Annotated in this window: 19 protein-coding genes; 9 read left to right on the top strand and 10 right to left on the bottom strand. The window is 64.1% G+C overall.

All coding sequences use genetic code 11. The features are described 5' to 3' along the window. Window positions 1-6: 6 nt before the first annotated feature. Window positions 7-1,017, top strand: a complete 1,011-nt coding sequence (cobT, locus tag G6N73_RS04985; protein ID WP_165024155.1) for a nicotinate-nucleotide--dimethylbenzimidazole phosphoribosyltransferase — start codon at window positions 7-9, stop codon at window positions 1,015-1,017. A 130-nt stretch (window positions 1,018-1,147) separates the two neighbouring features. Continuing rightward, window positions 1,148-1,459 (top strand): hypothetical protein, encoded by a 312-nt coding sequence (locus G6N73_RS04990; protein ID WP_165024157.1) that lies wholly within the window; start codon window positions 1,148-1,150, stop codon window positions 1,457-1,459. Window positions 1,460-1,746: 287 nt separating this feature from the next. Here G6N73_RS04990 and G6N73_RS04995 read toward each other — a convergent pair whose 3' ends face one another. Next, entirely contained in the window at window positions 1,747-2,475 is a 729-nt protein-coding gene (locus tag G6N73_RS04995; RefSeq protein ID WP_165024160.1) for a Crp/Fnr family transcriptional regulator, read from the bottom strand. Window positions 2,476-2,612: 137 nt separating this feature from the next. Between G6N73_RS04995 and G6N73_RS36690 the strand changes: the two genes are divergently transcribed. From G6N73_RS36690 to G6N73_RS05010, 4 genes are all read left to right on the top strand, one after another. Continuing rightward, window positions 2,613-3,026: a cupredoxin domain-containing protein gene (locus G6N73_RS36690; RefSeq protein WP_246251617.1), complete on the top strand. Its 414-nt coding sequence runs from the start codon at window positions 2,613-2,615 to the stop codon at window positions 3,024-3,026. Next, window positions 3,017-3,760, top strand: a complete 744-nt coding sequence (locus G6N73_RS36695; protein WP_343044553.1) for a multicopper oxidase domain-containing protein — start codon at window positions 3,017-3,019, stop codon at window positions 3,758-3,760. Before G6N73_RS36690 ends, G6N73_RS36695 begins: the two co-directional genes overlap by 10 nt. A gap of 438 nt (window positions 3,761-4,198) precedes the next feature. Beyond that, the gene (locus G6N73_RS37875) at window positions 4,199-4,414 is read left to right on the top strand and encodes a formate dehydrogenase subunit delta (RefSeq protein WP_165024345.1); all 216 of its coding nucleotides are present in this window, start codon (window positions 4,199-4,201) and stop codon (window positions 4,412-4,414) included. After that, window positions 4,396-4,932, top strand: coding sequence for a pyridoxamine 5'-phosphate oxidase family protein (locus G6N73_RS05010; protein WP_165024162.1), 537 nt, complete (start codon window positions 4,396-4,398; stop codon window positions 4,930-4,932). Before G6N73_RS37875 ends, G6N73_RS05010 begins: the two co-directional genes overlap by 19 nt. Window positions 4,933-5,225: 293 nt before the next feature. Here the strand turns inward: G6N73_RS05010 and G6N73_RS05015 are convergent, their stop codons facing one another. From G6N73_RS05015 to G6N73_RS05030, 4 genes are all read right to left on the bottom strand, one after another. Beyond that, window positions 5,226-5,897: an SH3 domain-containing protein gene (locus G6N73_RS05015; RefSeq protein ID WP_165024165.1), complete on the bottom strand. Its 672-nt coding sequence runs from the start codon at window positions 5,895-5,897 to the stop codon at window positions 5,226-5,228. 25 nt (window positions 5,898-5,922) lie between these two features. Continuing rightward, complete coding sequence (locus G6N73_RS05020) at window positions 5,923-7,170, bottom strand: MFS transporter (RefSeq protein ID WP_165024167.1); 1,248 nt, start codon at window positions 7,168-7,170, stop codon at window positions 5,923-5,925. 232 nt (window positions 7,171-7,402) lie between these two features. Continuing rightward, the gene (locus G6N73_RS05025; RefSeq protein ID WP_246251618.1) at window positions 7,403-8,842 is read right to left on the bottom strand and encodes a DEAD/DEAH box helicase family protein; all 1,440 of its coding nucleotides are present in this window, start codon (window positions 8,840-8,842) and stop codon (window positions 7,403-7,405) included. After that, window positions 8,839-10,017 carry a BaiN/RdsA family NAD(P)/FAD-dependent oxidoreductase gene (locus G6N73_RS05030; protein ID WP_165024170.1) on the bottom strand — a complete coding sequence of 393 codons (1,179 nt, stop codon included), beginning with the start codon at window positions 10,015-10,017 and terminating at the stop codon, window positions 8,839-8,841. The genes G6N73_RS05025 and G6N73_RS05030 overlap by 4 nt, the downstream gene beginning before the upstream one ends. An 86-nt stretch (window positions 10,018-10,103) precedes the next feature. Between G6N73_RS05030 and G6N73_RS05035 the strand changes: the two genes are divergently transcribed. Further along, window positions 10,104-11,024, top strand: coding sequence for a DMT family transporter (locus tag G6N73_RS05035; protein WP_425484047.1), 921 nt, complete (start codon window positions 10,104-10,106; stop codon window positions 11,022-11,024). Window positions 11,025-11,051: 27 nt separating this feature from the next. On the opposite strand, the gene G6N73_RS05040 is transcribed toward G6N73_RS05035, so the two are convergent. From G6N73_RS05040 to G6N73_RS37880, 5 genes are all read right to left on the bottom strand, one after another. Then, on the bottom strand, window positions 11,052-11,582 hold the full coding sequence (locus G6N73_RS05040) for a DUF3299 domain-containing protein (RefSeq protein WP_343044554.1): 531 nt from the start codon (window positions 11,580-11,582) through the stop codon (window positions 11,052-11,054). Window positions 11,583-11,987: 405 nt separating this feature from the next. Further along, the gene (locus G6N73_RS05045) at window positions 11,988-14,036 is read right to left on the bottom strand and encodes a bifunctional aldolase/short-chain dehydrogenase (RefSeq protein ID WP_165024172.1); all 2,049 of its coding nucleotides are present in this window, start codon (window positions 14,034-14,036) and stop codon (window positions 11,988-11,990) included. Between the two features lie 87 nt (window positions 14,037-14,123). Next, window positions 14,124-15,080: a sugar-binding transcriptional regulator gene (locus tag G6N73_RS05050; RefSeq protein WP_165024175.1), complete on the bottom strand. Its 957-nt coding sequence runs from the start codon at window positions 15,078-15,080 to the stop codon at window positions 14,124-14,126. Between the two features lie 59 nt (window positions 15,081-15,139). Further along, window positions 15,140-15,433: a Dabb family protein gene (locus G6N73_RS05055; protein WP_165024177.1), complete on the bottom strand. Its 294-nt coding sequence runs from the start codon at window positions 15,431-15,433 to the stop codon at window positions 15,140-15,142. Between the two features lie 100 nt (window positions 15,434-15,533). Continuing rightward, the gene (locus G6N73_RS37880; protein ID WP_281352836.1) at window positions 15,534-15,662 is read right to left on the bottom strand and encodes a hypothetical protein; all 129 of its coding nucleotides are present in this window, start codon (window positions 15,660-15,662) and stop codon (window positions 15,534-15,536) included. A gap of 355 nt (window positions 15,663-16,017) precedes the next feature. Between G6N73_RS37880 and G6N73_RS05060 the strand changes: the two genes are divergently transcribed. Together G6N73_RS05060 and G6N73_RS05065 are read left to right on the top strand one after the other, a co-directional pair. Further along, window positions 16,018-17,274: an SAM-dependent methyltransferase gene (locus G6N73_RS05060; RefSeq protein ID WP_165024180.1), complete on the top strand. Its 1,257-nt coding sequence runs from the start codon at window positions 16,018-16,020 to the stop codon at window positions 17,272-17,274. 74 nt (window positions 17,275-17,348) lie between these two features. Then, window positions 17,349-18,359 (top strand): glycerophosphodiester phosphodiesterase family protein, encoded by a 1,011-nt coding sequence (locus tag G6N73_RS05065; RefSeq protein WP_165024182.1) that lies wholly within the window; start codon window positions 17,349-17,351, stop codon window positions 18,357-18,359. Window positions 18,360-18,376: the final 17 nt, after the last annotated feature.

The following is an 18,376-nucleotide window of genomic DNA, read 5'->3' on the forward strand; positions in this document are numbered from 1 at the left end:
GCCCCCATGCCTTTCAAATCCTTCGATGAACTGCGTGCCGCCTGCCAGGACCTGCCGGCCGGAAACGACCGCGCGGCGGCCGCAGTCGCAGCCCGCCAGGACACGCTGACCAAGCCGCAGGGCAGCCTCGGCCGGCTCGAAACCATCGTCGCCTGGCTGGCGCGCTGGCAGGGCCGCGACACGCCCCGGCTGGACAAGGTCAAGGTCATTGTCTTTGCCGGTTCGCACGGCGTGACCGCGCAGGGCGTCTCGGCCTACCCCGCTGAAGTAACCGCGCAGATGGTCGCGAATTTCGCCGGAGGCGGCGCCGCCATCAACCAACTCGCCCGCGCCGCCGGGGCCGAACTCGACGTGATTCCGCTGACGATCGACCGGCCGACCGGCGATTTTACGCAAGGTCCCGCGATGACCGAGGCGGAATTCCTCGACGCCGTCTCGATCGGCCACGCGTCCGTCGCGGGAGATCTCGACCTCGTCTGCTTCGGCGAAATGGGCATCGGCAACACCACGACCGCCGCCGCGATTGCAGCGGCGCTGTTCGGCGGCAAGGCAGAAAGATGGACGGGGCGCGGCACCGGCGTCGATGATTCCGGCCTGCAGCGCAAGATCGCGGTAATCGAAAAGGCGCTCGAACTGCATGCCGAAATCCTCGGCAACCCGCTGAAGGCCGCCGCCGCCGTCGGCGGGCGCGAGCTTGCCGCGATCTTTGGCGCGACGCTCGCCGCGCGCCAGCTTGGCATTCCGGTCCTGCTCGACGGCTTTGTCTCCACCGCCGCTGCCGCGCCCTTGGCAAGGCTGCATCCAACCGGCCTCGCCCATGCGCTAGCCGGCCATGTCTCGGCTGAAGCCGGCCATCGCGGCCTGCTCGCGGCGCTGGAGCTGCCGCCGCTGCTCGAAATGGGCATGCGGCTCGGCGAAGGCTCGGGCGCATGCCTCGCCGTCAACATCGTGCGCTCGGCGCTTGCCTGCCACACCGGCATGGCGAGTTTTGCCGAGGCCGGCGTGTCGGAGAAGTAGCCGGCTCGATGGGCCGCGACCGGCAGCGCGCTCCTTTGTCCGCGATGCCCGCCGCTCCCGATCGGGGCGGGAACCAATGATAACGGCAGCCGTTTTTGTCTCGACCGTTCGAGGCGAAGGGATTTTCACCATGGTTGCCAATTTATGGAGACATCACAGCGATGCGGGCGACGATCTGGAGGCGCAGATCGCCAGGTTGAGCCGCGAAGTGGCCTCGCTCAAGAAGACGCTGAGCAAGCGCGGCGCGGCTGCCTATGAAGATACCAGCGAACGCGCCGCCGATCTTTACGAGGACGTTCTCTCCCGCATCAGCGACGCCATGCCGGACATCAAGAGGCAGTCGCGCGCCGTCCAGAAGGCCGCGCACGACAATCCCGTCGCGACCGCGGTGGTCGGCGTGGCGGTTCTTGGCCTGCTGCTCGGCCTGCTAGCCCGGCGGTGATTCGCTCTAATTCGGTGCGTCCTTCGAGGCTCCCCTTCGACAAGCTCAGGGTCGCGCCTCAGGATGAGGACGGTTGCGCGAACGGGTAGTGCCTCGGTTTGAATTTCGGCTCACGGACCCGGTGCAGACCAAGGGAAGGTCTTGGACCCCTTGGCGACCTCCGACGATTGGCATTTCAAATTCCGTATTGGCGTCGAAAGCCGACCATCGGCCGTGCGGCTGAATCGGGTGCAGGGCGCTCCTATAGCGTCGAATGGCTCGCAACATCTGGCTGCCGCCAGTACCGGCTAGGAACCTGAGCGCGCTTCCAGACGAGCGATGTTCTCGACGACGAAGTGACGGTTGTTCTCGATCTGGATGACGCCATCGGCGCGCAGTTTTGTCAGTTGCCGGCTGACGGTCTCGATCGTCAGCCCGAGAAAATCGGCAATATCGCCGCGTGACAGCGGAAGATCGAAGACCGCCATGCGCGCGTTCGGGTCGCGAGCCGGATCGATGTTTTTCGCGATGAGCAGGAGGAAGCTCGCGATCTTCTCCGCAGCCGTCTTCCGTCCGAGCGTCACCATCCATTCGCGGGCTTCGTCGAGCTCCCTGAGCGTCTGCCTGAGCAGACGGTGCTCGAGGCCGGGCTGTTCCTTCATCATCCGTTCCAGGGCGGCCTTAGGAAAAGAGCACAGCGACAGGTCGGTCGCGGCCTCCGCGCTGATCGTGCTTTCGGCCTTGAATGGCCTGCCAAGAAAATCTGGAGCAAACTGCAGCCCGACGACCTGCTGACGACCGTCGGAAAGAGTTTTCGTCAACTTGACGACGCCGGAAAGGATGTTCGCATAGCTGTCAACCGCCTCCGCGTCGCCGACCAGTTCAGCCCCGGCACGGATACGTCGCCGCAATGATGTTTTTGCCAGCCCGACCAGTTGGTCCGGGTCGAGCGCTCCGCAGATGCCGCGGTGGCGCGCCTCGCATGCCTGACAAAGGACAGGGGCACTCGAATTGTGGATGTCTTGTCTGACGGTCATCGCGATCGATCACCTGCGTAAGCAACAACACTACGGGCGGCTGTTTTGTGCATGAGGCCATTTGACCCAGATCAATGACGGCGGAAGCCCAGCCAGTAGCCTGTTGTCGATATTGGCAACTGGCGAAGGGCAAATCCATGCAACCCACCCGCACCAAGATGAACATGGCGCTGATGAGCGCCGTCGGCCTCCTGATCGGCCTTGGCGCGGTTACCGCGGTCAAACTCGCAGCCTCGGATGCCAACGTTGGTCAGTCGGCGCTCGGCGTGAACAAGGTCAACACAAGCTCGGTGTCCGAGGCAGTGCCGCATGCGCACAACGTGACGGCAAGCGCCGACACCGACGGCCCAATCTCGGTGGTCCGCGACCCCACGGACCTGCCGCCGCCAATCTGGAGGCACGGCTCGCGGCGTCTGCGCGTTGATCTGGAAACCGTCGAGGTGACGGCCAGGCTTGCCGATGGTGCGACCTATCACTACTGGACCTTCAATCAGAAAGTTCCGGGACCGTTCATCCGCGTTCGTGTGGGGATAGGGTCGAGGTGCGCCTGAAAAACCACGACGACAGCGCGCTGATGCACAATGTCGATTTCCACGCGGTTACCGGGCCTGGCGGTGGCGCCAAGGCAACCACGGCCGCTCCAGGTGAAACGCACGGCTTCGAATTTACCGCGCTCAATCCAGGGCTTTACGTCTATCATTGCGCAGTGCCGATGGCCGCACAACACATCACCAATGGCATGTACGGACTAATTCTGGTCGAGCCGGAAGGCGGATTGCCCAGGGTCGACCGCGAGTTCTACGTGATGCAGGGCGAGATCTATACCGAAGAGATGCTCGGAGCGACAGGCGAACTGACCTGGAGCTACGACAAGCTGATGAACGAGCGGCCGGAATATTTCGTCTTCAACGGCGCGGTCGACGCGCTGAGCACTGAGAAGCCGCTAAAGGCCAAGGTCGGCGAAACGGTGCGTATCTTTTTCGGCGTGGGTGGCCCGAACTACACGTCCTCTTTTCACGTGATCGGCGAGATTTTTGACAAGGTCTACAATTTGGGTTCGCTGAGCACGGCGCCGCTCCACGACGTGCAGACCGTCAGCGTGCCGGCCGGCGGCTCGACCGTGGTCGAGATGAAACTTGAAGTACCGGGCGAGTTCATGCTGGTCGACCACGCACTCTCCCGCGTCGAACGCGGGCTGGTCGGCGCGCTGGAGGTGGACGGTCCCACCGACAACTCCGTCTTTAGGGATCAGGTTGCAAATCCCGTCGCGGAACCAACTCAATAGTCGCTGGAAAACGCGTGAATACCCTAGCGTTCTTGCTGCAGTCCTGCACATGACGGCTGCGCATCATTGGCTTGATAGACAGTCCCGTCAGGCACGCCAACACGCGCTTTTTCTTAGCGATCTCTCCAAACGGTATCGACGAGTTGATCCAGGTCAAAGCGGCAAAGCGCGCAGTCGGGCATGGTTTGACATCATCATGCGGAGACAGAATGGCAAGCACGATGGCGAACCGTCCAAGCGGACGGGAATCCAAAGAGGCGGGACCAGGCTGCCAGTGAAACATGATGGACGGACCTGCGGCGCTATCCGGGCGACTCTGAAGGGCCCCTTCGGAGATGGAGGGTAGAGGGCCGCAGGTCCCCGTTTTTCGAGATCGCGGGGCTGCTACCCATGCCGCATCAAAGCGAAACCCTCAAGGGCAAAGACAAACTGTCCCATATGACCAGATCGCCGCTTTCTTCGGCAACGCGATGGGCACACGACGCGGCGGTCGCGGGGATCGCCAACCACCTCAACAAGTTCTGGGAACCACGGATGCGCCGGCAATTCCTAGAAATCGTCGAGTCCGGCGGCGCCGGACTAAACCCATTGGCGGTCGCCGCTGCGGCGAAGGTGAGAAAGCCAAGGAACACAGCATGTTCGTTCGGGAAATGACGCGAAACGAATGCACCGAGCTCCTTTCGGAGAGCCATCTGGCCCGGTTGGCTTGCGCCAGAGACGGACAGCCCTACATCGTGCCAATCTATATCGGGTTTGCAGGCGACTACCTCTACAGCTTCTCCATGCCGGGCCGGAAGATCGACTGGATGCGCGGCAATCCGCGTGTGTGCGTCGAGATCGACAAGCATGGGGATCATCGGGGATGGCGATGCGTGATCGTGAGCGGCGCCTACGAGGAACTTTCCGAGGTTCCCAAATGCGCCGAGGAACGTGAGCGCGCCTGGGCTTTGCTGAGCCGTCATGCCAATTGGTGGGAGCCGGGTGCGCTCAGTCCGGAGCCTTCGCCGCTGGCGTATGAATCGCGCCACCTGTTCTATAGGATTCGCATCGACACAATGACCGGGCGGCAGGCCGTCGGCGAAGCCCTTGAAAATCCTATCGAACCGCAGTCGGCAGGTCCCTGGAGAACCGTCGGACACTGGTTCCGAAGGGTCGCAATACATACTGCTTGATCCACATCAATGTGGCAATCGCGAGGGGAGCTTTGATCTGCTGAAACCCGAAGTGCGCGGTCGATCGCGCGATGGTGAGCGCGTCTATCTGACTTTCGGCCGCGAGCGGGGATGCCCCGTCTACTGACGCAAGTCAGTGGGAGCCGGTGACCACGGCATAGATGCCGAGTGAGCGGACGGAGTAAACCCGTCCAGTGGCTAGCGCGGATAGCGAAAACATTCCTCATCCTGATGTGCGAGCGCAGCGAGCGTCGAAGGACGCACCGCTGCACCGGATCCGTCGATAGCCTGCCCTACAAATAGCACTCGACGCCGCGGTTCCCCTGGCGGGCGTAGGCGCTGTGCTCGCCGCATTGCTTGCCATTCAGCATGAGATCGAAGGGGCATTGGCAGTTGCCGCCTTGCGGCGCACGCGCCGGATGGCGGCCGCCGAGAAGCGAGCCCCACGGCTTGGAGCCCGCCGGACGGCTTTGCACCGGCAGCGCCGGCCTCGGCCCTTCGGCGACAGCGGGCTTGGGCGCAGTGGATTGCGCGCCGAGATAGTCGCCATGGACCCAGCCCTTTTGACCGGCGACCAGAACCAGCCGCCATTTGCGGTCGCGCGCCAGCACCCCGACCTTCTGGCCGGGTTTCAGCGTCGAGACGATCGCGGCGGAGGTGTTCGCCTTGGCGCGCAGGTGAACGCGCGAGGTCGTGAACAGCGAAGACGCCTTGGCTGGGTTCCTGCCGACCGGCTTTTCCGGGCGCGGGATCGAGCCGGTGGCCATTTGCGATGGGCGCGCCTGAGGCGCGACCGCCTTCTTCGGCATTGCCGGCAAAGCTGCCTTGCGCTCAACCGGCTTCGCCGGCCGGTGCGCGACATCCGCGCCGCGCCGGCTCGGCGGCTCCTGCGTCATCGCCCAAAAGCCGGCGGCCGCCGCGCCGACAAGCAGCCATCTGAGTTTCGGGAGCGCGAATCCAGCCATGCCGGCAATGATGCCGGCAAGGTCCTTAAAACGCGGTTGACGGCGCTCGCATGAAGCCGCGCGAGCGCCACAGCAAAAATACCATCACCGAAACGTTGAGCAGGTTCCAGGCGATGCCGTTGAGGAACGCGGCCGCATAGGAGCCGGTCAGGTCGTAGATCCAGCCCGACATCCAGCCGCCGAGCGCCATGCCGACGATCGTGGCCATGACGACCACGCCGACGCGCCGCCCGGCTTCCGCCGCCGGCATGTATTCGCGAACGATGATGGCATAGCACGGCACGATGCCGCCCTGCGACAGGCCGAAGATGAAGGAAACGACATAGAGCGAGGCGAGTCCGTCGAACGGGATGTAGAATAGAAGCGCGAGGCCCTGCAGCACCGAGCCGATGAGCAGCGTTTTGATGCCGCCGATGCGGTCGGCGAGAAAGCCGGAACCCAGCCGGCTGACGATGCCCGCCGCCAGCATCAGCGACAGCATCTCGGCGCCCCGCGCCACGCCGTAGCCCAGATCCATGCAGTAGGCAACGATGTGCACCTGCGGCATCGACATCGCCACGCAGCAGGCGACGCCGGCGATGACCAGCAGCGCCTGCAGCACCGGCGGCGACACCGTGATCGGCTGAACGCGCGCCCGGGACGGCGCACCCTGCGCATGCCCGTGCCCGTCTTCGGGCAGCCTGCGCCGCAGCAGGAGCAGCAGCGGGATCATCGCCGCGATGCAGATGATTCCGATGCCGATATAGGTGGCGCGCCAGCTGTCGGAGATGATGAACCCCTGCATGCCGATCGGCCATACCGCGCCGGCGATATAGTTGCCGCTTGCCGCCACGCCGACGGCGACGCCGCGGCGGCGGTCGAACCAGTGCGAGATGTCGGCGATCAGCGGTCCGAACGTCGCCGAGGATCCCGCGCCGATCAGGACGCCCTGGATGAGCGCGAACTGGGTGACGGAGGTGGTGAGCGCCGCGAGGATGAAGCCTAACCCCATCACCACTGCGGCGATGATGCCGGGCCACATGAAGCCGAAGCGGTCGATGAAGCGGCCGACGACGAGATTGCCGAGCGCAAAGCCGATCATCGTAAGCGTGTAGGGCAGCGAGGCGTCGCCGCGGTCGACGCCGAACTCGGCCTGCACCACGGGCAACACCACCACGACCGCCCACATGCCGACGCCGCCGAGCGTCGACAGCAGCGTCGAGATTGCCAGCCGCCGCCAGGCATAGGCGCCATCGATGTCGGAGGCGGCATGCGCGCCGAATGCTGGATTCATGTCTGCCGCATTCCAATTTTGCCCGTATGTGGGGCGTGTGCAGGCTAGTCTTGGCTGGATTGTCCTGGTTTGGCAGCGCCACGGGGGATTTTTCTGCGCGCCAGTGCTCCCTTGCCGACTCAGCGCCGCCCCTCACCTGCCTCCTGCGCGTAGTCGAATGGGCGGCATCCTCTCCCCGTATCCTTCGACAAGCTCAGGACGGGGGAGAGGAGACAAGCGGCAACGTGGCCGCCTATAGAGCCTCCGCCCCCATCACCTCGGCGATTTCCTCAAGAAGCCGCGTGTCGTCGCCGGCCATGCCATCCATCGACATCATCCGCGAAACCACGGTCGCGCCGATCCTTTCCTCCACCGTTCCCTCGGCATAGGCGTAGTAGATGATCGCGCGGCGGCCGTCGCGGTGGGCGCGGCCTTCGATCTGCTGCAGCTGGATAGCGCTGTGGCGTAGGTCGTGCACCACAAGCGAGCGCTCGCGCTGGCCGCCCGGCATTTCGCCCTGGTGCAGCGAGATCGATTCGGTGACGGTGAAGACGACGGCATCGAGCCGGCCGGTCTGGAACGCGACCCGCGTCGCTTCATTGACCTCGCCGGAGCGCTCGCCATTGATCTCGTCGGCCGACCAGCCGCGAGCGCGCAGCTTTTCCGTCAGCATCGCGCTGGTTTCGAGGAAGGCGACGGAAATCGCCACCTGCTGGCCGTTTGCCAGCAGATCCTCGACGAATTCGGCCGTGCCCGAGATCCGAATCAGGCTCGCTTTCTGGCGGAAGCGCAGATCGGCGGCCCAGCCTGCCGGCTTGCGCGTGCTGCCGCCTGCGAGCCCTAACTCGCGGCGGAATTCTCGCCATGTTGCGTCGTAGAGCTTTTTCCCGGGGGCATCGAGCGCCACCGGCGCAAGCTCGCGCTGCACCTCCGGCCAGCCGGCAATGTCTTCGGGGCGGCGGCGCATGCCGATAGCGTTGCGGCCCTTATAGAGCAGGTCCGACATCAGCTTGCGGTCGCGCTCGTTGGGCTCCCATGACCAGTTCTTCCAGCGGCCTTTCGCCCGGCCGATGCCGAGCCGCTTCATCAGCTTGCGGAACTCGTCGAGCTCGCCGCTGGAGCCGCCGGTGGCGTAGGCCAGAAGCTTGCCGAGATAGGAGAGTTCGTGCGGCGACTGCCCCGCCGTCGCGCTCATGTAGATGGTGAACTCCGCGGCCGCGGCCATCTGCCGGCAGACCAGGCCCTGCTGTGCGTTGGGGTTGCGGATGCGGTGGCTCTCGTCGATGACGACGATCGGCCAGACGCGCTTCGGCGTGCCGAGCCGGGCAAGCTCATTGTTCTTCGCCCGCGTCGAGCGCTTGGTGCTGACGGCCGGCGGCGCCATCAGCGATTTGGTCCGCTCGAAATTCATGATGGTGACGCGTTTGCCAGCGTCGGGCGAATGCGCGATGGTGCGCCGCCATTGCGGGATCGCACCCTTCGGGCAGATCACCAGCACGTCCTTTTCCGGCATGGCCGAGATCGCCAGCCAGGCAGACAGCGTCTTGCCGAGCCCGGTGAGATCGCCGAGCAGGAAGCCCGGCCGACCCTCTTTCCGCGCCGCGAGGATCGCCTGCTTTGCCTCGATCTGGTGCGGCCGCGGGATGAAATCGTGATCGCGGTCCGGCCCGGCCATTGTGATAAAGGAACTCATGCCGCCTGCCCCGCGCACCAGCCGGACGACCACGCCCACTGGAAATTGTAGCCGCCGAGCCAGCCGGTCACGTCGACCACCTCGCCGATAAAATAGAGTCCGGGAACCGACTTCGCCTCCATCGTCTTCGAATCGAGGTCGTGCGTGTCGACGCCGCCCAGCGTCACTTCCGCCGTGCGGTAGCCTTCCGAGCCGGCCGGCTTCACTCGCCAGCCATTCACAGCCGCCTCGAGCTTGCGCAACGCCTTGTCCGAGAAATCGGCGAGGTTGCCCGCGGCGTTCGCCTGTTCGGCGATCGTCTGCGCCAGCTTCTTCGGCAAGAAGGCCGCAAGTGCTGTCTGCGCCGCCTGGCGGCCATTCTCGGCGCGAGCCTGGCGCAATGCTGCAAACATGTCGGTTTCGGGCAGCATCGAGATGGCGATCTCCTCGCCCTCGCGCCAGTAGGACGAGATCTGCAGGATTGCCGGGCCGCTGAGCCCGCGATGCGTGAACAGCATGGCTTCCGAAAACTTCGTCTTGCCGCTGGACACGACCGCGTCGACGGCGACGCCGGAAAGCGGCGCCAGCCGCGCCAGCGTGTTCTGGTCGAAGGTCAGCGGCACCAGCGCCGGGCGGGTCTCGATGATCCGCAAGCCGAATCGAGCGGCTACATCGTAGCCGAAGCCGCTGGCGCCCATTTTCGGGATCGACTTGCCGCCGCTCGCCACCACCAGCGACTTTGTGCGGACCGCGCCGTCGTTCAGCGCCAGCGCAAACCCACCGTCCATTTTCTCGATGCTTTCCACCCGCGTCGAAAGGCGTAGCTCGGCGCCGTGGTGTTTCATCTCGCCGACCATCATATCGATGATCTGCTTGGCCGAGCCGTCGCAGAAGAGCTGTCCGAGCGTCTTTTCGTGCCAGGCGATGCCGTGCCGTTCGACCATGGCGATGAAGCCGCGCTGCGTATAGCGGCTCAGCGCCGAGATGCAGAAATGCGGGTTCTGCGACAGGAAATTCTTCGGGCTGGAGTGGAGATTGGTGAAGTTGCAGCGGCCGCCGCCGGAGATGCGGATCTTTTCGCCGGGCGATGCGGCATGCTCTACGATCAGCACCGACCGGCCGCGCTTGCCCGCTTCGGCAGCGCACATCATGCCTGCCGCGCCCGCGCCGATCACCACCACATCGAAAGTCTGCAAACCCTAAGTCTCCTGCCGAAACGGCTCACCTATAGCACCCCGGCAAAAGATGGGAGTCGCAGCCGAAAAGCCGTTGGACCATTCGATTGACGCTAGTAGCCGTTGCGGCGCCGCCGCTTGGCTGCGAAACCGCCGGCATGAACCGGCAATCGAACCTTCTCGCGGCATTCTGGATGGCCTGTTCGCTGGCCTGCATGCTCTTGATGACCATTGCCGGCCGCGAGACCACGCGCGAACTTGACGTGTTCCAGGTGATGGAGATGCGCTCCGTCATCGGGCTGTTCATGCTCTATCCGCTGATCCGGCTTGCCGGCGGCTTTCGCGCCATGCGCACACGGCGGCCATGGCAGCATGTCGGCCGCAACATCGCCCACTATGCCGGCCAGTTCGGCTGGCTGCTGGCGCTGACGATGATTCCGCTGGCGCAGCTTATCGCCATCGAATTCACCGCGCCGATCTGGACCGCGCTGCTCGCCGTCAGCTTCCTCGGCGAACGTATGAATATCTGGAAGACCACCGCGATCGTGCTGGGCCTGGTCGGGGTAATGATCATCGTGCGGCCCGGCGTGGACGCGTTCGATCCCGGCCAGTTGATCGTGCTCGCCGCCGCTTTCGCCTTCGCCATCTCGTTTGCCATGGTGAAATCGCTGACGCGAACCGAAACCGTCGTGGCGATCATCTTCTGGATGCTGGTCATACAGTCGATCATCGGCCTCGTTCCGGCAATCTATGTCTGGCGGCAGCCTTCGGCCGAAGTCTGGCCGTGGATCCTGGTCATCGCCTTCGCCGGCTCTTTCGCGCATTACTGCATGGCGCGCGCCATGGTGCATGCCGACGCCACCGTGGTGATGCCAATGGATTTCCTGCGCGTGCCGGCGACGGCAGCCGTCGGCTGGCTGCTCTATTCCGAGCAGATCGACGCGCTTACCGCGCTCGGCGCGGCGCTGATCCTCACCGGCAATCTGCTCAATCTGGCGGGAAGGACGACGCGGCCGCAGCCGGCCTGACGCGCCCGATCCGCTTCAGCAGTCCCGTCACTTTTTCAGGAAATTCCACGGCGTCGCCTTGCGGGGCGTTGCGGCGTCGCCGGCTCTGGCGACCTGTGCGCGGCCGACGCTGTAGCCCGACTCAATCACCGTCACGCCGTCCAGCACGAACAGTTGCGTCGTTTCGAGGCCCGGCTTCAATACACCCGATATCGACACGGGCTCATAGATCTCGCTCAGTTTGTAGGGTCGCTCGGAGGTGACGTGGACCGTCTGGTTGGGCGGAGGCGGCGGCACGTGGGCGCAAAGGCCGCCCCATGGCAGCAGCATGAACTCGTAGACAAGATCGCCTTCGCGGTCGACGGGCAGCAGGTACCCGGTAAGTTCGATCGTCTTGCCCTGGAGATCCCACGAAAGCATTTCGCCCTGGCCGGAGCCAGTCGTCGCCGGAACCTCTCCGCCCCCCGGCCGCAGTTCGCTCCAGCGGATTTTCAGGGCGTCGACAGAGGCATTCGCCGCGCCGAAGAACAAAAGACTGGCGGCCGCTGCGCACCCCAAAAATTTGAAACGGTTCCCCACCGGCCGATCTCCGCTGTCACAAACGGAGTAAAGGCCGTTGGGCGGCGTGCGTCAATTGTATGGGTGTGAACGCGCCTACTAAAGGCCGATGAATGGCCCTGTACGCGGTCCGAACAGGCGCCAATTGGTCGGTTTCTCGCAGAATCCGGCGTCATATGGCCGGTCCGTGCACGCCCAGCGGTATGTCTGGGTGGAGTCCGGGCCGAGGCAGCCGGAAGCCGAAAGCGCCGCCGCCAGCATTGCAAGAACCAGAAAGAGCCGCATCGTCACTTCTCCGCCGGATCGCCATAGCGTCGATCCGCGCCACACCATCTACCCGAAAACCACGATTCCCGAAACCGGGAATGCCAGGTCATGATCAGGCTGGTTTTTCCGGCAGGACCATTCAACCTGCCTGATCATGGTCTATCTCAGCGCAGCCGCGATGTTGCCGCCGTCGACCGTGGTCACGTCGGCCGTCGTCCGTTCGGCCAGCGCCTGGTGCAGGAAGGCCTGCGCCACGTCCTCGGCGGTGACCTCCTGGCCGAGCAGATTGCCGGACATGTATTCTTTTTCCGAAACCCCGCGCGCGCCGGAACGGCTGGCGATCATCGCGTCGGTCAACAGCCCCGAGCGGATACGGTCGGCGTTGACGGCGTTGGAGCGAATGCCTTCCGCGCCGTATTCCAGCGCATATTGCCGCGACAGGAACAGGGTCGCGGCCTTGGGCAGGCCGTAGGCGCCGAATTTCGCGCCGGGATTGACCGCCTGCTTCGAGGCGTTGAACAGGAGCACGCCACCGGTACCCTGCTCCAGCATGATACGCACGGCGTTCTGCGCCACCGACTGGTGGGCGAAGAAATTGAGCTCAAAACTCTTGCGCAGGATCGCGTCGTCAAGTTCGCCGATACGGCCTTCCCAGGCAGCGCCCGCGTTGGAAACGAGGATGTCGACGCCGCCATAGGTCGCGACGGCCTTGTCGAAGGCGGCGCGCACCTGTGCCGGGTCGGTGATGTCGGCGCCGACGCCAATCGAATTGTTGCCGGCCTTCTTCGCCGCGTCGGCGGCCTTGTCCGCATCGAGGTCGACGACGACAACATGCGCGCCATTGGCGGCGAACAGCTTTGCCGTTGCGGCGCCGATTGCGCCTGCGCCGCCGGTCACCAGCATCACCTGGCCGGTCAGCGGCTTCGGCTTGTTGGAAGCAAGCTTGGCCTGTTCCAGAGACCAGTATTCGAGCGGGAAGAGGTCGGATTTGGCGAGCGGCCGGAAATCGCCGATCGCTTCGGCACCGCGCACGGCTTCGATCCACATCTCGCCGACATCGGAGGCGATCTTCGCGTCCTTCACCGTGCGGCCATGCCCGAACATGCCGAGCCCCGGAACCAGCGTCAGCCGCGGCATCGGATCGAGCATGGTGCGCGCCACATCGTCCAGCGCGTCATTGGTCTCGAAATAGGCGCGATAGTCGGCCGCGAACTTCTCGACGTGCTGCCTGATGACGGACTTGTATTCGCTTTCCGCGTCAGGCGCCGGCAGCGCCATCGGGCCGGTCTTGATGCGGATCGACAGATCGGGCGTCGAGACGCCGCGCTCGGCATAGTCGGCTATTTTTTCGGAAGCGATGAAGTCGAGGATGGCTTCAGAGGTGCGGAAATCGCTGATCATGCGGTCGAAGCGGCCTTCGCCGCGCGACACCGCCACCGCTCCGCGCAGCGCCGGCGCGATGTCCTCGGGCTTGGCGAGCTTTCGCGGCAGCACCGCTCTGGCTGCCGGCGGCTTGCCGTTGGCGGCGACGTAGTCCTCGGCCACTGTGACATAGTGGATCATGCGGCCGTAGGCCTGCCTGGCGTCGTCTCCGAAGGTGAAGATGCCGTGCTTGTCGAGGATAAGGCCCTCGACCGACGGATCGGCGTCGTAGATTTCGGCAGCCGCCTTGGCGAGGTCGAAGCCCGGCTTGATGTACGGCACGAAGCCCAGTTTCACGCCGAACACTTTTTTGCAAAGCGCCTCGCTGTCGGCCTGGTCGACGATGGCCAGAATGGCCGTCGAATGCGTATGGTCGACGAATTTGTGCGGCAGGAAGGCGTGCAGCAGCGTCTCGACCGACGGATTGGGCGATGCCGGATCGATGAGATTGGCGCGCTGCAGCGCCACCATATCCTCGTCGGAAAGCCTGCCCAGTGACCGCGCCTTGAGCAGCGGCGCCAGCTTTACCGCCGGCAGGCCGGCCGGCTCGATCACGCCCATGTCCCAGCCGCTGCCCTTGACGCAGAGCACGTCCCACTCGTCCCCGACGAGATCTGTCACCTTCGTCTTGCACGACGTGTTGCCGCCGCCATGCAGCACCAGCCGAGGTTCACCGCCGAGCAGCCGGGTGGTATAGAAGCGAAGCGCCAGGTCGCGCGTGACGCCCTTCTTCGCGTAATCGGCAACAAGGCGTTCGGCTTCGCCGTCATCCCACAGGTTTTTCATAATGCTAGGTCCGGTTTCTTCGTTTGTTTGTTGAGACAGGAATGCTGTGACGCGCCGATGACGGTCCCGTGCAAGTCCGTCCGCGTATCATCCCGCAACGGCCTTCGCGTGATCCAGCAACCGCTGCGCCATGCCTGCTCCGACCACCAGATGCGAGCAAAGCCCGCCGGCGATGGCCGCGATCAGCGGCTCGAATTTCTTGTCTTCCTGGACCACCATCAGCCGTTTCGGTATGGCGGCGAGCGATTTCAAATCGGCCGAGATGACCCGGCGGTTATAGCTGCACTCGAGCGCCGCGCCCCTGACGTCGATGATCTGCCCGGCAATGACGCCCGCAGCACCCCTCTGGCGCAAGGCGTCCATTTCGTTGGGGCTGAGCGCCCCGCATTTGACCACATGGCTGTCGACGTCGACCGTGCCGACCGAATAAAGCGCGAGATCGCAGTCCGAAATGCTGGCGAGCTGCTCGCGGATCACCGGTTCGGCGCGCAGATCGCGCGCCAGCGCCTCCGTGCTCAGCACCAGCGGCGCATAAAAATTGATGCCTTGGGCGTTCAGCCGGCGGGCGATCTCCATCGTGCACTGGTCGGGGCGATAGGAGTACGGCGCGCCGAGATTGCCGCAGAGCTGCACCACCGTCACATCCTGCAGATCGGCATAGGACATGATGTCGGCGATCGCATAGACCGTCCTGCCCCAGGCGACGCCGATGCGATCGCCCTTCCGGACCAGTTCGAGGAACACGCTCGCCGCCAGCACCGGCACGTCGGCCGTGGGATCGGCGGCCTGCTCGTTCTGAGGCGCGATCCAGACGGCGTCGAGCTTCAGTGCATCCTCGAGTTGGCGCGCCAGCACATCTTCGGCGAAAAGCTGCGTCGACGTCGAGATGTTGACGATGCCGGTCTCGCGCGCCTTGCGCAGGTACATGGCGACGGAAGCCCGCGAAATATCGAGCTGCTTCGCCACCTCGTCCTGCCGCAGGCCATGCGCGTAATAAAGCCAGGCGGCCTTGTGAATGATCTGTTCTGCCGGTCGGATTGCCATCACGCCTCCCTCTCGACATTATTCACGAGGGCTGACAAAAGTCAAACAAGCTTACCCGATCAGCCGGACTGCGCCACGATATCCGCGGAATAGCGCAATTCGCGCAGCGGCCGCACCAGACGCGTGGCCTCGGCGTAGATCGGATCGGCCTTGTAGGCGGCAAGCGCTTCGGCGTTCGCGAACTCGGCATAGACGACGACATCCACCTCGTCGGAGAGCGGATCGACCTTGGTGTTGAGCGAAACCTCGAAGCGGCTGGAATGAGGAATGGCGCCGAGCTGGGAAAGGCCGGCTCGAATGGCTTCCACATCCTCGCGCCGCTTTGCGCTGAAAAACACGATGTGCCGGATCAAGAGCGCCTCCGCGAAAATATGCGAGGCGTTTTCGGTCGGCGGCGTTCCGCCGTCAACCGCATCCGGGCTGGATGTGCTGAACTGACGCTGCCCGAACCGCTCAGCCGGTTATGAAGCTCAGCATATGCCTCAGCTCGCGGACTCCCGAATCCAGGTACCGGCCCTCATTGTAGCCGCCGTCCCAGATCAGGAAGCCGGTGACGAGGCAAATCCCGATTACATAGCGCATGCCCTACCCCCGAGGCGGACGTTTCATCGCCGCACGATGCTTGCCGTGCGCCCACTTTGGTGATTGCCGCCGAAACCGCAAGGCCCGGCAGGTTGCGCGACACCGTTTTGATTCTCGCGCAGGCATATCCAAGGGCCGCGGCATAGCAATGCTCGGCGGACGAGCCCGCGTGGCACAGCGGCGTCGGTCTCCTGTCTCTTGAACTTCGCTTCGGCGGCAATGAAGCTCGCGGCGCTGCACCAGGAGCCAAGCCGGCGAATAACCGGAAGTTGCGGATTTCGCCCGACAGTATCATGATGCGGGACAGCGTAGGTCAGCAAAGCATTGCAATACATCATCTAATCAGAGCTGTGCGATGAAAAGGGACGGCATCGAGGAGACTGCTTCGGACGGGGCGATCCGCCTCCACGCGGGAAATTTCGCCGAAATCGCAAGAGGGTTGCCGGCCAAGGCGCGCATGGTGCTTTCGGCGGCGATGGAGCTTGCCCGCGGCACGCTGAAGATCACCATGCCCGACGGCCGTGCGGTCGTCGTTGGCGGCAAGTCGCCCGGTCCTTCGGCGCAGATCATCCTGAAGAATTGGCGGCTGCCAAGCCGCGCCTTTACCGGCGGCACGATCGGGGTGGCCGAATCATACATGGACGGCGACTGGGAAAGCCCGGACGTGACGAGTTTTCTCGAACTGTTCGTGGTCAACACCGAGGCCGGGGAGAAGGTCGCCGGCGGCGCGAGCCGGCTGCTCACAACCGTCCAGCGGCTGCGCCACTGGCTCAACCAAAACACCCGCACCGGTTCGAAGAAGAACATTTCCGCCCATTACGATCTCGGCAACGCCTTCTACAGGCAGTGGCTCGATCCGAGCATGACCTATTCCTCGGCGCTGTTTTCGGCCGGCGCCAACGATCTCGAAAGCGCGCAGGTGGCGAAATACCGCGCGCTGGCCAGGGATATCGGGATCGGCGAGCGCGACCACGTGCTGGAAATCGGCTGCGGCTGGGGCGGATTCGCCGAATTCGCCGCGCGCGAGATCGGCTGCCGCGTCACCGGCCTGACCATCAGCCGCGAGCAGCATGACTTCGCCGCCGAGCGCATCGCCAAGGCAGGGCTTTCCGACAAGGTCGAGATCAGGCTGCAGGACTATCGCGACGAAAAAGGCAAATACGACCGCATCGCCTCGATCGAGATGTTCGAGGCAGTCGGCGAAAAATACTGGCCGGTATTCTTCGGCAAGGTGAAGGATTGCCTCAGGGCGGGCGGCACGGCCGGATTGCAGATCATCACCATCAACGAGGCGGCCTACGGGCTCTACCGCAAGCGCCCGGATTTCATCCAGCGCTACGTATTTCCGGGCGGCATGCTGCCGACGCCGGCGATCCTGAAATCGCTCGGCGCCGAGCAGGGCTTGTCCTTCCTGCGCGAGCGGGTCTTTGCGCAGGATTATGCCCGCACGCTCGCCGAATGGCGGCTGCGCTTCTGGGAATCATGGGAAAAGATCGTGCCGCTCGGCTTCGACGACCGCTTCAAGAAGCTGTGGGAGTTTTATCTCCACTACTGCGAGGCCGGCTTCCGCGCCGAATATATCGACGTCAGGCAGGTGGTCTACAAGGCGTGATTGCGGGGGTTTCGCCCTGAAAGCGCCTTATCCCCGGCTAGGTTGCTGATTCACTGAATCTGGCCGGGCAACACATGAAGAAACGCACGACAATCCTGCTCGTTCTGATTGCCGCCGGCGCAGCGATCTACATCAACAACACGTCGCTTCTCTCAAGCCGCCCGGCGGGCGAGCCGGTAATCCTCGCCCATCGCGGCCTTGCCCAGTCGTACGACCGGACCGGCCTCACCGGCGAAACCTGCACCGCCGAGAAGATGCTGCGGCCGCGCCACGACTATCTGGAAAACACCATCCGTTCGATGGAGGCAGCTTTCGCGCTCGGTGCGGATGTGCTGGAACTCGACGTTCACCCCACGACCGACGGCAAATTCGCCGTCTTCCATGACTGGACGCTCGACTGCCGCGCCGACGGCGCCGGCAGGACGCGCGACCGCTCGATGGCCGAACTGAAAAAGCTGGATGTCGGTTATGGCTATACTGCGGACGGCGGCAAGACGTTCCCGTTTCGCGGGCAAGGCGTCGGCCTGATGCCCTCGCTAGACGAGGTGCTCGCCCGTTTTCCCGATCGGCGATTTCACATCAACGTCAAAAGCAGCGACGCCGCGGAAGGCGAGAAGCTGGCGGCCTATCTGGCGGATATCCAGCCGCCCCGCCGCGCGCTGCTGACCGTCTATGGCGGCAACGAACCCGTCGCAGCGGTGAAGCAGGCTCTGCCGGATATACGCACGCTTTCCCGCCGCACGCTGACCCGCTGCATCCTGCAATACGCAGCCCTTGGCTGGAGCGGCTATGTGCCGGAGCAGTGCCGCGACACGACGCTGCTGATCCCGATCAACGTCGCCGGATGGTTGTGGGGCTGGCCGGACCGCTTTCTCGACCGCATGGACGGGGCCGGAACGCAAATATTCCTGCTCGGCCCCTATGCCGGCGGCGGCTTCTCGGAAGGTCTGGACGACCCGGAGTTGATCAAAAACCTTCCGGCCGGCTATTCCGGCGGCATATCCACCGACGCGCTCGACCTCATCGTACCGGAAATCGCCCATCGCCCGGCTTCAAAGGACAGAAGCGACGACGCTGCCTCCTGATTGCGCGCAACCCATAT

The sequence above is a fragment of the Allomesorhizobium camelthorni genome (genome assembly GCF_011045125.1).
Classification (GTDB): Bacteria; Pseudomonadota; Alphaproteobacteria; order Rhizobiales; family Rhizobiaceae; genus Allomesorhizobium; species Allomesorhizobium camelthorni.